Source organism: Bordetella saccharivorans (assembly GCF_045862855.1).
Taxonomy (GTDB): Bacteria; Pseudomonadota; Gammaproteobacteria; order Burkholderiales; family Burkholderiaceae_B; genus Bordetella_A; species Bordetella_A petrii_F.
The window spans coordinates 5,090,439-5,103,589 of record NZ_BAAFZO010000001.1; the positions used below are offsets into that span (position 1 = coordinate 5,090,439).

Below are 13,151 nucleotides of genomic sequence, written 5' to 3' on the forward strand. Positions count from 1 at the left end.
ATGACCCATACCCCCCTGGAACTCGACGGCTCGATCTGGCTGCGCGCGGGCGCCCAGACCTGGGGCGGCAAGAACCGCATCGACCTGCTGCTGCAGATCGACGCCACCGGCTCGATCAGCGCGGCCGCGCGCGCGGTGGGCATGAGCTACAAGGGCGCCTGGGATGCCATCGACACCATGAACAACCTGGCGGGCGAGCCGCTGGTGCTGCGCGCCACCGGCGGCAAGGGCGGCGGCGGCGCGCGGCTGACCGAGCGCGCCCGCAGGCTGGTGGCCACCTTCCAGGCGCTGGAAACCGAGCACCGGCGCGTCATGGCCCACCTGGCCCAGGCCGGCCTGGACGCCGCCGGCGATTTGAACCTGATGAGGCGCATCATGCTCAAGACCAGCGCCCGCAACAAGCTGCTGGGCACCGTCAGCGCCATCCACCCTGGCGCGGTCAACGATGAAATCGTGCTGCGCATTGCCGGCGGCCACGAAATCGTCGCCACGATCACCCACGAAAGCACCGCCGAGCTGGCGCTGGCGGTCGGCGCCGAGGCCATCGCGCTGATCAAGGCGCCGTCGGTGATGATCGCCCTGCCCGGCGACGGCCTGAAGCTGTCGGCGCGCAACCAGTTGCCCGCCACCGTCGCCGCCGTGCGCCCGGGCGCGGTCAACAGCGAAGTCATCCTGGACTTGCCCGGCGGCGGCACCCTGGTTGCCATCATCACCCAGGACAGCGCCGAAACCTTGAAACTGGCGCCGGGCGCGGCGGCGCTGGCGGTGTTCAATGCCGCCAGCGTGATCCTGGGCGTGGTGGCCTGAACTGGCCGGGCCAGGGCGGCGCCCGGCCCGTCATCCCAGCAGCAGGGCGTCGTCGGACAATTTTTCGCCCCGCACCCGCTCGAACATGGCGAGCAGGTCCGGCACGTCCATGCCCTTGCGCTGGTCGCCGGACACATCCAGCACCACCTGGCCCTGGTGCAGCATCACGGTGCGGTCGCCGACGTCGAGCGCCTGGCGCATGCTGTGCGTGACCATCATGGTGGTCAGCTTGCTTTCGGCCACGATGCGCGCGGTCAGCTGCAGGACGAAGTCGGCGGTGCGCGGGTCCAGCGCCGCGGTGTGCTCGTCGAGCAGCAGGATGCGCGACGGCTGCAGCGCGGCCATCAGCAGGCTGACCGCCTGCCGCTGGCCGCCCGACAACAGGCCGATACGGTCGGTCAGGCGGTTCTCGAGACCCAGGCCCAGGGTGGCCAGGCGCTCGCGGAAACCTTCCCGCATGGACGCCTTGACGGCGCGACCAAAGCCGCGCCGCGTGCCGCGCAACTGGGCCAGGGCCATGTTTTCCTCGATGGTGAGGTCTTCGCAGGTGCCCGCCATCGGGTCCTGGAAGACCCGCGCCACGCGCCCCGAGCGTTCCCAGACCGGCTTGCGGGTGACGTCGGCGCCGTCGATCTCGATGCGCCCCTCGTCAACCGGCAGGTCGCCCGAAACGGCATTGAGGAAGGTCGATTTGCCGGCTCCGTTGGAGCCGATGACGGTGACGAACTGGCCGCTGGGGATCTCCAGCGACAGGCCGCGCAGCGCCCGCGTCTCGATGGGGGTGCCGGCGTTGAAAGTGATCTTCAGGTCTTGTGCGCGCAGCATGCTCAGGCTCCTTTCTTGCCGATCAGGCGGCGCTTGGCCATGGGAATGACCAGGGCGATGGTGACCAGGACGGCGGTGACCAGGTTCAGGTCCTGGGCCTTCAGGCCGATGAATTCGCTGTTGAGCGCCAGCGCGATGAAAAAGCGATAGACGATCGCGCCCAGGATCACCGCCAGCGTGGCCAGCACCAGCTTGCGCGACGGCAGGATGCTTTCGCCGACGATGACGGCGGCCAGGCCGATGACGATGGTGCCGATGCCCATGGAGATATCGGAGCCGCCCTGCGTCTGGGCGAACAGCGCGCCCGCCAGGCCGACCAGCGCGTTCGACAGGGCCATGCCGGCCAGGATCATGCCGCCCGTGTTGACGCCCTGCGAGCGCGCCATGCGGCCGTTGGAGCCGGTGGCGCGCATGGCCAGGCCGGTCTGGGTGGCCAGGAACCAGTCCAGCAGCAGCTTGACCACGATCACCACGCCCACCAGGATGAGCGGACGCGCGACGTAGTCGCTGAGCCATTCGGGCTGCAGGATGGTAAATACGGTGGGCTCGGTGATCAGCGGCACATTGGGCTTGCCCATGATGCGCAGGTTGACCGAGTACAGCGCGATCATCATCAGGATGCTGGCCAGCAGGTCCATGATGCGCAGTCGCACGTTGAGCCAGCCGGTGATCAGGCCCGCCACCGCGCCGGCCGCCGTGGCCGCGATGGTGGCGGAGAACGGATCGACGCCGCCGGCGATGAGCGTGGCCGCCACGGCGCCGCCCAATGGGAAGCTGCCGTCAACGGTCAGGTCGGGAAAGCGCAGCAGGCGAAAGGATATGAAGACGCCCAGCGCCACCAGGCTGAAAATCAGGCCGATTTCCAGGGCGCCAAGCAAGGAGAACAGGGACATGAATCGAGTCTGGCTGGCCGCGTCTTGTGAACCCGGCCGGCGCTGCCTTGGGTGTGTTCGGTGGGGAAGCCGGCGCCGCCGGCCCCGCGGGGCCGGCGCGCGCCGCGTTACTTGATGACTTCGGCGGCCGACTTCAGCAGCGCCTCGGACAGGGTCACGCCCTGCTTGGCGGCAGCGCCCGGGTTGACGAACAGCTGCAGGTTGGAGCTGGTCTCGGACGGGATGGCGCCGGGCTTCTCGCCCTTCAGGATGCGCACCACGATCTTGCCGGTCTGCACGCCCAGGTCGCGGTAGTCGATGCCCAGGGCGGCGATGGCGCCGCGCTTGACGCTGTCGGTGTCGGAGGCCACCAGCGGGATCTTGGCGTCGTTGCCGACCTTGACCAGCGACTCATACGCCGACACCACGTTGTTGTCGGTGTTGGTGTAGATGACATCCACCTTGCCGATCAGGCTGCGCGCGGCCGAGGCCACGTCGACCGTGCGGGGCGCGGCGGCCTCGACCAGGGTCATGCCGGCCTTGGGCAGCAATTCCTGCAGCTGCTTGACCACCACCACCGAGTTGGCCTCGCCCGGGTTGTACACCATGCCGACGCGCTTGGCGCCGGGCACGACCTTCTTGATGAGTTCGATCTGCTTGTCGAGCGCCAGCAGGTCGGACACGCCGGTGACGTTGGTGCCGGACGCTTCCATGCTGGGCACCAGTTGCGCCGCGACCGGGTCGGTGACGGCGGAATACACCACCGGCACGTCCTTGGTGGCCGCCACGACGGACTGCGCGGAGGGGGTGGCGATGGCGACGATGGCGTCCGGGCGGTCGCCCACGAACTTGCGGGCGATCTGCGCGGCCGTGCCGGTATTGCCCTGGGCGCTCTGGTATTGCCACTTGAGGTTCTTGCCGGGCTCGTAGCCGGCCTGCTTGAGGGCGTCCTGCACGCCGTCGCGCACGGCGTCGAGCGCCGGATGTTCAACGATGGCGGTCACGGCCACCGATTTTTGTTGCGCCGCAACAGGAGCGGCCTGGATAGCCAGCGCCGCCGCCACTGCGCCCACCGTCAGAAAATGTTTTTTTCCGATCAGCATAGGGTCAACTCCTTGCACCTTCTGGTGTTTGATTATTATTCACGCCGGTACCGGCGGCTTCCCGCCGGCCTGCCCGACCGTGAAACCGCTAAGTCTAACGTGTCGCGCGGGGCTTTGCGGCGCGGGAAATCCCTAAAATGGTGCATCCCTCGTGCTAGGCCGCAGGCCCCATGATGCGCTCGGGCAGCCAGGTGACGATTTCCGGGAAGATGCACAGGACCACGATGCCTGCCAGCATCACCAGCACATAGGGCAGCGACCCCCACAAGACCTCCTTGGTGGGAACCTGCGGCGCGATCGAGTTCAGCACGAACAGGTTCAGGCCGATCGGCGGCGTGATCAGGCCGATTTCCATGTTGATGGTCAGCACCACCGCAAACCAGTAGGGGTCGAAACCCGCCTGCACCACGATGGGGAACAGCAAGGGCGCGGCCATGACGATCACCGCCACCGGCGGCAAAAACATGCCCGCGACCAGCAGGAACACGTTGATCATGCCCATCAGCACCCATCGATTGACCTCCAGCGCGGCGATGGCCTGTGCCACCGACTGGGTGATGAACAGCGACGACAGCGCAAAAGCGAACAATTCGGCGGACGCCATGATCATCATGATCATCACGCTCTCGCGCATGGCCGAACCGAAGATGCCGGTATAGGTCTTCATGCGCGCCAGGCGATACACCACCGCCACCACCAGCAGCGTGAGCATGGCGCCCGCGCCGGCGGCCTCGGAAGGCGTCGCCACGCCGCCGTACAGCACGAACAGCAGGCCGACCACGATCAGCAGCAGGGGCAATACGCGCGGCAGCGTGGCCAGCTTGTCGCGCAGCGAGTAGACGACCTTGCCCGCGTCGAAGCTGAAGCCCTTGCGACGCGCGTCCAGCAGCGCCCAGGCCATGAACATGCCGGTGAGCATCAGCCCGGGCAGCACCCCGGCCAGGAACAGCCGGCCGATCGAGGTCTGGGTCGAGATGCCATAGACGATCATGGTGACCGAGGGCGGGATCAGAATGCCCAGCGTGCCGCCGGCGGCAATGGAACCGGTGGCGACGGACGCGGGGTAGCCGCGGTTCATCATTTCCGGGATGCCCATCTTGCCAATGGCCGCGCACGTGGCCGGGCTGGAGCCGGTCATGCCGGCGAAGATGGCGCAGGCGCCGATGTTGGACAGCACCAGCCCGCCGGGCACCTTGTACAGCCAGCGGTCCAGCGCCTTGTAGAGATCGCCGCCGGCCGGCGTGCCGGCCACGATGGCGCCCATCAGCACGAACATGGGGATCGACACGTAGGCCAGGTTGGCGATGCCGGCGAACATGGTCTCGGCGATCACTTCGATCACCGACGGCCCCATGTCGAGGAACAGGCCGCCCACGGCGGCCAGCCCCAGCGCGAAGGCGATGGGCATGCCGGTGCCCAGAAAGATGAACAGCGCGCTGATAATCGTAATGGCGGCCCAGGTCGGACTCATGCGTATTCTCCCGGCGATTGGATCTTGATGATCTCGACCACGTACTGCAGGCTGAGCAGGACGAATCCCAGCACCATGGGCGCCAGCGGGATCCACAACGAGATGGCATCGATGGTGGGGGTGGTCCAGCCGCCGTCCCACGCCGCATACCAATAAATTCCGCTGGCCACGGCCATGATGAGGCAGAACGCCAGGCCCAGCAGCGCGGCGACGAGACGCAAACGCCGCAGCGCGTTGTCGCGCAATAACAGCTCGATCACTTCGACGCCCACGTGGCCGCGCGTCAACAGCACATAGGGCGCGCCAATGAAGATCGCCGCCGTGGCGGAGAACACCACCACTTCCGTCTGCCAGCTGGTGGGGGCGCGGAACACATAGCGCATGAATATCATCTGGCAGACCACCACCATGGCCACCACCAGCAGGATCGCGGCCAGCACCCCCGCGGCGCGCGACAACCGTTCAGTCGCGGCAACAAAACCTCGAAGCATGATTTCCCCTCTACATGGACTGATCCAGGGCAGGGCGCATGCCCCGCCCTGCCGCGCGCGCTATTGCACCGCCAGCGCCTTCTGCAGCAACTCGTCGCCGCCCTTGACCTTGTCGGCGAAGTTCTTGTAGGAAGACTTCTTGGCGACCTCCATCCAGGCATCGAAATCGGCCTTGCTCATGGTGACGACCTGGACGCCGGCCTTGGTGAACGCATCGATCATCTTCTGCTCGCCCTTGCGCGCCTCGGCCGTGAAATATTCCTCCGCCTTCTTGGCCGCCGCCATGATGGCCTGCTGCTGCTCGGGCTTGAGCTTGTCGTACACGCGCTTGGACATGACCACCGGCTCGTACATGAACCACAGGGCGTTCTCGCCGGGCGCCGTCAGGCACTTGGCCTGCTCGTACAGCCGGTACGAGACGAAACTGTCGTTCGAGGTGTTGGCCGCGTCCAGTACGCCGGTCTGCATGCCGGTGTAGACCTCGGAGGACGGCATCGAGGCGATCGAGGCCCCGGCCGCCGCCAGCATCTGCTCGAATGCCGGGCCGGCCGCGCGGATGACCTGCCCCTTGATGGAGTCAGGCGAGGTGATGCAGCCCTTCTTGGAAGCGAAGCCGCCGGCCAGCCAGGCATCGGCGATGACGATCACGTTGTTCTTCTCGGTCAGCGCGTGGATCTCTTTCATGAACTCCGACTTGTTCAGGCGCAGCGCATGATCGAAGTTGCGCACCAGGCCGGGCATCAGCGTGGCCGAGAACTGCGGCACCCGGCCCGAGGCATAGTCCAGCGGAAAGGCCGACATGTCGAGCTGGCCGCGCGTCAGCGCGCCCCATTGCTCGGTGGCCTTGTACAGCGACGAGCCGGGAAATACCTGGATCTTCAGGCCGACATTGGCGGCCGCCACCTCGCGCGCGATGATCTGCACCATCTCGTCGCGCGGGTCGCCTTGCCCGCCGGGAAACTGGTGCGAGGCGCGCAGGGTGATGTCCTGCGCCGCGGCCGTCCCCGCGGCGGCCAGGGCCACCGCGAGAGTGGCCATGCGAATTGCGTTCTTCATGCGTTGTCTCCGTCGTTATTGGGATATTTCTGTCGTGAAGGAACTGCAGTTGCGGACTGGCGCCGGCCGCCTGGCCGGCGCCTTATGGGTGGAAGTATGAAATCGTGCGGTTCTCCTGGTCGTCGAAAGGAAAAGGGACGCGGCTAGCGCCCGGCGTATTCGGTGCGCAGCACGTTCTTCTGCACCTTGCCCATGGTGTTGCGCGGCAGTTGGTCGATCAGGTGGATCTGCTTGGGCACCTTGAAATTGGCGATGCGCGCCTTCAGCTCGGCCTGCATGGCGGCCGTGTCGACGGCGGCGCCCGGACGCGGCACGATCACGGCCACCACCGCCTCGCCGAAATCCGGATGCGGCACGCCGATCACGGCCGACTCCGACACGCCCGGCATCTCGTCGATGATGAGCTCGATTTCCTTCGGGTAGACGTTGTAGCCGCCCGAGATGATCAGGTCCTTGCTGCGCCCGACGATGGACAGGTAGTCGTCCGGCACGCCGCGCCCGCCCGATTCGCCGCCCCAGCGGCCGACATCGCCGGTGCGGAACCAGCCGTCGGCGGTGAACTCCTCGCGCGTCTTTTCCGGCATGCGCCAGTAGCCCGCGAACACATTGGGCCCGCGCACTTGCACGTTGCCGATCTCGCCGGCCCCCAGGGCGGCGCCGTCGTCGTCCACCACGCGCACTTGCACGCCGGGCAGCGCCTTGCCCACCGTGCCGCCCAGCCGTTCGCCGTCGGCGGGGTCGTACGGGTTCGAGGTGAGCATGACGGTCTCGCTCATGCCATAGCGTTCGAGAATGGTGTGGCCGGTGCGCTCGCGGAACTCGTTGAAGGTTTCCATCAGGAGCGGCGCCGATCCGGAAATGAACAGCCGCATGCCGGCGCAGGCCGCGCGCGTGAAGCGCGGGTCGGCCAGCAGCCTCACGTAATAGGTCGGCACGCCCATCATGACGGTGCAGCGCGGCAGGTAGCACAGCGCCTGGTCCACGTCCAGCCTGGGCAGCCAGATCATGCGCGCGCCGGCCAGCAGCGCGCCATGCGAGGCCACGAACAGGCCATGCACGTGGAAGATCGGCAGCATGTGCAGCAGCACGTCGTCGGCGCGCCAGCCCCAGTAGCGATGCAACACGCGGGCGTTGGAGGCCAGGTTGCCGTGCGACAGCATGGCGCCCTTGCTGCGGCCCGTGGTACCGGAGGTGTACAGGATGGCGGCCAGATCGTCCGCGCGGCGCGGCGCCGTGGCGAACGACTGGCTCAGGCCGCCGGCCGCCTGCAGCAGGCTGCCGGTGCGGTCCTCATTCAAGGTATACACGTGCGCGGTGCCGGCCTTGGCGGCGGCGCGCCGCATCCATTCCAGGTTCTTGCCGGCGCACACCACCACGGCCGGCTCGGCATCGCCCAGGAAGTACTCGACCTCGGCCTCGCGGTAGGCGGTGTTCAGCGGCAGGTAGACGTACCCGGCGCGCAGCGTGGCCAGGTACAGCAGCAGCGCCTCAGGCGACTTCTCGACCTGCACGGCCACGCGCGCGCCCTCGGGCAGGCCGAGCGAGGCCAGCAGATTGGCCAGGCAGGCGCTGGCATGGTCGATGTCGTCCCACGTGTAGCACAGCTCGGGCGTTTCCAGGGCAACCTGGCTGCGGTCGGCCGGGAAGCCGCTTTCCAGCACGGTGTACAGATTGGCGTTGCTCACCTTTTTTAGTCTCCAGTAAACACCGGCGGGCGGCCCGCCAGGAAGGCGTCGACGCCTTCGCTGTGGTCGCGGCTGCCGGCATAGGCAAAGAAATCCTGATAATCGGCTTCGTCCAGCGGCGCGCCCTGCAGCAGGCGGCGCGCCTGGCGCTTGTTGATGCGCGCGGCCAGCGGTGCGCCGCGCATGATGCGGTCGGCGCTGGCGCGCGCCTGCCCGGCCACCTCCGTGTCGGGCACCACGCGGGTCAGCAGGCCCAGCGCCAGCGCTTCGTCGGCGCCGAACACGCGGCCCTCGAGCAGGATCGCCAGGGTCGCGGCCCGGCCGGCCAGCGCCAGCAGCCCGCGCATTTCATCGGGCGCCATGGGAAAGCCGAGCCGGTTGATCGGCACGCCGAAGCGCGCCGAGGCGCCCGCGATGCGCAGGTCGCACTGGCAGGCGATCTCCAGTCCGCCGCCGACGCATACGCCGTCGATCTGCGCCACCACCGGATGCGGGCATTCGGCCACGGCGGCCAGCGCCGGCGCCAGGATGTGCTGGTGATAATGCCGCACTTGCTCCGGCGTGCCGCGCACTGCCGGGAACTCGCGGATGTCCGCGCCGGCGGCGAACTGGCTGTCGGCGCCGCGCACGATCACGCAGCGCACGCCGGCGTCGGCCGCGAGCGCTTCGAACACCGCGCGCAATTCGCCCCACATGGCCACGGTGATGGCGTTCAAACGGCCCGGATGCGACAACGTGACCCAGGCCAGCGGGCCTTCGCGCGCCAGCAGCACCCGCCCGGCAGTCGGCGTGGCAGGCATGGCCGGCCTACCCGATGCGGGCAATGCCGCGGCTGGTGCGCGGCTTGCCCTCGCCCAGCCGCACCAGGTTGTCGTCCAGGTCGTCCAGGTCATAGAGGTAATTGACCATCATGCCGCACGACTGGCCCAGGCCCTTGGCCGACGTATCGGCAGCCCAGTTCAGCCGCTCGACGCGGGCGCCGTTGCCCAGGTGGAAGCGCGCCACCGGGTCCAGCGGCTGGCCGTTCTTCATGGCGAGCAGGTAGTGCGCGGCCAGCCGCAGGCCGGCGCGCTGCACTACTTCGGACGACTTGCCGGCGGCCGCCTTGGCCAGCCGGGCGACCCAGCGGGCGCCGTCGGGCGCGCCGGCGCGGGCGCGATCCTTGTCGCGCACGATGGCCTCCACTTCCTGGGCGCTCTGGCGCGACAGCCAATCGACAAAACCCGGGATCGGCGACAAAGTAGCGAACGAGCGCAGCTTGGGCAGTTCTTCAAGCAGGCGCTCGATGACGCGCTTGAGCAGGAAGTTGCCGAAGCTGATGCCGCGCAGGCCGGGCTGGGTATTCGAGATGGAATAGAAAATGGCCCAGCGCGCCTTGTCCAGGTCCTGCGGCGGGGCGGCGGTGTCCAGCAGGGATTGCACGTTGTCGGCCATCTGCGCGGCGAACGCCACTTCGACGAAGATCAGCGGCACGTCGGGCATCTGCGGGTGGAAGTACGCATAGCAGCGGCGATCGGGCGCCACCCGGTGGCGCAGGTCGTCCCATGAACGGATCTCGTGCACGGCCTCGTAGATGATCAGCTTTTCCAGCAGCGAGGCGGGCGAGTCCCAGGTCAGGGGCCGCAGTTCCAGCAGGCCGACGTCGAACCAGGCCGACAGCAGTGTTTCGAGGTCCTTGTCGAGCGCCTGCAGGCCGGCCACCTGCTTGCGCCAGCGCAGCATGTCGGCGCGCAGCGCCACCAGGAAGCGCAGGCCGTCCGGCAAGGCGTTGAAGCGCTTGAACAGCTTGGCGCCGTGGTCGCCGCGCGGTTCCAGGCCGGCGCCCACCTGCGCCAGCCCGCTCAGCAACTCGCGCCGCCGCTTGCCTTCCGCCGCGGTGTAGGCGGCGCACCAGCTGCGCGCCAGCTTGTTGGCGGCCACGTCGGTCAGGCGCGCCTGGAACAGCGGCGCGATCTCGGCGGCGCCCGGCAGCCGCCCGCGGTCCCACAGGCGGCCCAGGCGGGCCATCAGGCCATTGCTTTCCGTGCCGCCGGCATCTTCGAGCGCGGCGGAATCGCTATCCTGCGGCCGTGCGCCGCGAGCGAGCGGACTGGGATCTAGGGCGGGCATGGGCGGCCTCCTGTGTTGCGGGTGAGGAAAGCAAGGCCGGCGCGGCGGCGGCGGCCTGGGGTTCGGAATCGGCGTCCTGGCGCGCCAGCAGGCGCAGCGCATCGAGCTGGCGCAACAGGTGCTTGCGCGCCAGCGCCTCGGCCGCCTCGGGATCGCGCGCCTTGAGCGCGGCAAAAATGGCCAGGTGCTCGGCGCACGATTCATTGATGCGCCCGGGCACGGACAGGCTCTTGTGGCGGAACAGGCTGAGCACCTTGCGCAGGTTGCCCACCATGTCGGACAGCCAGCGATTGTTGGCCAGGCCCTGCACGGCCTCGTGGATGAGGAAGTTGGTGTCGTAATAGGCGTCGACGCGGCCGGCCGCGGCGTGCTCGCGCAGCGCCTGGTGCAGCGGCTCGAGCGCGGCCAGGTCGGCGTCGCTGGCCTTGAGCGCGGCCTCGTGCGCGCAGCGCCCTTCCAGCATGGCCATCAACGGGAAGATGTCTTCCAGGTCTTGCAGGGACAGCTCGTTGACGAAGCAGCCGCGGCGCGGCTCCAGCCGCACCAGCCCTTCGGTGGCCAGCACCTTCAACGCCTCGCGCAGCGGCGTGCGGGAAATACCCAGCAGGCCGCTCAGGCGAGTCTCGTCGATCCATTCGCCGCTGGCCAGGCTGCGCGCCCGGATCATGGCCCGCAGCCGGTCGGCGACCTCCAGGTACAGCGCTTGCCGGATGATGGGAGCGGTCATGGCGGGCCCGCGCGGGCATCCTGTAATTCATAATTATGGAAAGCTCATCATACCCGGCGCCGGACGCGCGCGAAAGCCCCCGCCCTATCCGGACAATCCCGCAAACGCGGAAAGGATCAGCAGTGCAGCACGCCCGCCACGGCGTGGCGCACCAGGGAGCGCGCCCAGCGGCGCGCGGGCAGGCCATAGCGGCTTTCGACCACCTCGGCGCGCGCCAGCAGTTGCGCCGGCGTGATGGCCAGCGGCGGACCGGTGAACGCCAGCACGATCTGGTTGCCGGCGTCGATCTCGGGCAGCAACACGATGCGGTCGTCGAACGCCGCGCGCAAGTTGTCGATATTGCGGCCGAAGCTCTCGTGGCGGCCGAACAGGTTGACCGACAGCACCCCGACCTCGCCCAGCACCCGCCGGCAATCGCGATAGAACGCCACGGAATCGCGCACCGGCCCGCGCGCCGAGGCGTCGTACAAGTCGACCATCAGCACCGGGCAGCGCCCGGCATTGCGCGGGTCGGCCACCCAGGCCGCCGCATCCTGGTGCCGCACCGCCAGGCGCGCGGTGGCCGGCAGCCGGAAGAACATCTGGCATACCGCCGTTACCTGCGGATTCCATTCCACCGCCACCAGCGGGCTGCGGGTGTGTTTCAGGCAAAAGCGCGCCAGCGATCCCGCTCCCAGGCCCAGCAGGCCGATCGACGCGTCGTCTTCCCGGGGCGGCTCGAGGAACAGCAGCCACGCCATCATCTGCGCGGTGTACTCGAGCACCAGTTCGGCCGGCGCCTTGATGCGCATGGCGCCCTGGATCCATTCGGTGCCGAAGTGCAGGTAACGGATGCCGTCGGCTTCGGAGAGCGTGGGCTGGTCGGCAAGTGCGGGAGCGGTACGGGCGGGCATCGCGCGATTGTAGCGAGCGCGCGCCGTCTGCGCCCGCGCCGCGCTCACGCCGCCAGGGACGCGCGCGCGGCCGGATCCTCGCCGTCGGCGCGCCAGAGCAGGTCCAGCAGTTCGCCGCGCCGGCGGCCGCTGTCAAGTATGCCGGCGATATGCAGCACGCGCTTGAGGAACAGGTGCATATCGCATTCCCACGCAATGCCCAGCGCGCCATGCACCTGGATGGCGTTCTCGGCCGCGCGCCGGCCGGCCTCGACCGCCAGCAGCTCGGCCACGGCGCAGGCGTGCGCCGCCTCCCCGGTCGGCGCGTCCCGGTCGAGCGCCTGCGCCGCCGCCCGGCCGGCCAGGCCGGCATCGTCCAGCGCCATCCAGTCGTCGGCCAGTTTGTGCTTGATCGCCTGATTGGCGCCGATCGGCCGGCCGAACTGCTGGCGCTCGCGCGCGTGCGCGGCCGCCGCGTCCAGCGCGGCGCCGGCCGCGCCCAGCAGCTCGGCGATGCGCAGCAGGCGGTAGCCCTGGCACAGCCGCGCCCAGCCGGCCTGGTCGAGCGCCAGGGCGGCGCGGCGCACCGGCGTCCCGCCCCGGATGCGGACCGTGCCGATGGCGGGGTCCAGGCCGGCGCCGATCTCTCCATCATCCACTGCGTGGCATTCGATTTCGATCCGGTCGAGCGCCGGGCGGCGCAGCGCCAGCGCCTGCGCGCCCGCCGCGGCATACTCCACCAGCAGCGTCCCGTCCGCCTGCTCGGTGGCCGGCGCGTAGTAGGTCTGGCCCGCCAGCACCGGGGCCAGCCATTCGTCCAGCACCGCCGCCTCGGGGCGGGCGGCGCGCAGCACGGGCAGCCACGCCAGGTTGGCGGCCAGCGGCACGCTCAGCAGATGACGCCCCGCTTCGCCCGCCAGCGGCCACGCCGCGGCCAGGCCCAGCCCCATGCCGCCGGCGGCTTCGGGCAACAGCAGCGCCGGCCATCCCATGGCCGCCAGCTCGCCCCACAGGGCCGCGCGCAATCCGGCGTCGGTGTCGCGCGCCCGCGCGGGCGGATGGCGCTCGTCCAGGAAGCGGCGGCCGGCATCCGCCAGCATGCTTTCGATTTCGTGCGCGTCGGTCGTCATGCG

General features: G+C 69.0%; 13 protein-coding genes. 1 reads left to right on the plus strand and 12 read right to left on the minus strand.

Translation table 11 applies throughout. From position 1 onward, the window contains the following. A complete protein-coding gene (locus tag ACKTT0_RS24435; RefSeq protein ID WP_407852309.1) occupies positions 1–807 on the plus strand; it encodes a TOBE domain-containing protein in 807 nt (268 codons plus the stop codon). Between the two features lie 30 nt (positions 808–837). On the opposite strand, the gene ACKTT0_RS24440 is transcribed toward ACKTT0_RS24435, so the two are convergent. The 12 genes from ACKTT0_RS24440 to ACKTT0_RS24495 form a co-directional block, all read right to left on the minus strand. Further along, complete coding sequence (locus ACKTT0_RS24440; RefSeq protein ID WP_407852310.1) at positions 838–1,632, minus strand: ABC transporter ATP-binding protein; 795 nt, start codon at positions 1,630–1,632, stop codon at positions 838–840. Between the two features lie 2 nt (positions 1,633–1,634). After that, positions 1,635–2,525, minus strand: coding sequence for an ABC transporter permease (locus ACKTT0_RS24445; RefSeq protein ID WP_407852311.1), 891 nt, complete (start codon positions 2,523–2,525; stop codon positions 1,635–1,637). 107 nt (positions 2,526–2,632) lie between these two features. Next, positions 2,633–3,607, minus strand: a complete 975-nt coding sequence (locus ACKTT0_RS24450) for an ABC transporter substrate-binding protein (protein ID WP_407852312.1) — start codon at positions 3,605–3,607, stop codon at positions 2,633–2,635. 154 nt (positions 3,608–3,761) lie between these two features. After that, positions 3,762–5,078 carry a TRAP transporter large permease gene (locus tag ACKTT0_RS24455; RefSeq protein ID WP_407852313.1) on the minus strand — a complete coding sequence of 439 codons (1,317 nt, stop codon included), beginning with the start codon at positions 5,076–5,078 and terminating at the stop codon, positions 3,762–3,764. Next, on the minus strand, positions 5,075–5,569 hold the full coding sequence (locus ACKTT0_RS24460) for a TRAP transporter small permease subunit (protein WP_407852314.1): 495 nt from the start codon (positions 5,567–5,569) through the stop codon (positions 5,075–5,077). The genes ACKTT0_RS24455 and ACKTT0_RS24460 overlap by 4 nt, the downstream gene beginning before the upstream one ends. Positions 5,570–5,629: 60 nt before the next feature. Next, positions 5,630–6,625 carry a TRAP transporter substrate-binding protein gene (locus tag ACKTT0_RS24465; RefSeq protein ID WP_407852315.1) on the minus strand — a complete coding sequence of 332 codons (996 nt, stop codon included), beginning with the start codon at positions 6,623–6,625 and terminating at the stop codon, positions 5,630–5,632. Positions 6,626–6,768: 143 nt separating this feature from the next. Next, positions 6,769–8,310, minus strand: a complete 1,542-nt coding sequence (locus ACKTT0_RS24470; RefSeq protein ID WP_407852316.1) for a malonate--CoA ligase — start codon at positions 8,308–8,310, stop codon at positions 6,769–6,771. A gap of 5 nt (positions 8,311–8,315) precedes the next feature. Continuing rightward, positions 8,316–9,110 (minus strand): enoyl-CoA hydratase/isomerase family protein, encoded by a 795-nt coding sequence (locus ACKTT0_RS24475; protein ID WP_407852317.1) that lies wholly within the window; start codon positions 9,108–9,110, stop codon positions 8,316–8,318. 7 nt (positions 9,111–9,117) lie between these two features. Beyond that, positions 9,118–10,419, minus strand: coding sequence for a malonyl-CoA decarboxylase domain-containing protein (locus tag ACKTT0_RS24480; RefSeq protein ID WP_407852318.1), 1,302 nt, complete (start codon positions 10,417–10,419; stop codon positions 9,118–9,120). Next, positions 10,367–11,146 carry a GntR family transcriptional regulator gene (locus ACKTT0_RS24485; RefSeq protein WP_407852319.1) on the minus strand — a complete coding sequence of 260 codons (780 nt, stop codon included), beginning with the start codon at positions 11,144–11,146 and terminating at the stop codon, positions 10,367–10,369. Before ACKTT0_RS24485 ends, ACKTT0_RS24480 begins: the two co-directional genes overlap by 53 nt. Positions 11,147–11,262: 116 nt before the next feature. Then, complete coding sequence (locus ACKTT0_RS24490) at positions 11,263–12,039, minus strand: class I SAM-dependent methyltransferase (RefSeq protein ID WP_407852320.1); 777 nt, start codon at positions 12,037–12,039, stop codon at positions 11,263–11,265. 44 nt (positions 12,040–12,083) lie between these two features. Continuing rightward, positions 12,084–13,148, minus strand: a complete 1,065-nt coding sequence (locus ACKTT0_RS24495) for an acyl-CoA dehydrogenase family protein (protein WP_407852321.1) — start codon at positions 13,146–13,148, stop codon at positions 12,084–12,086. Between the last annotated feature and the right edge of the window lie 3 nt (positions 13,149–13,151).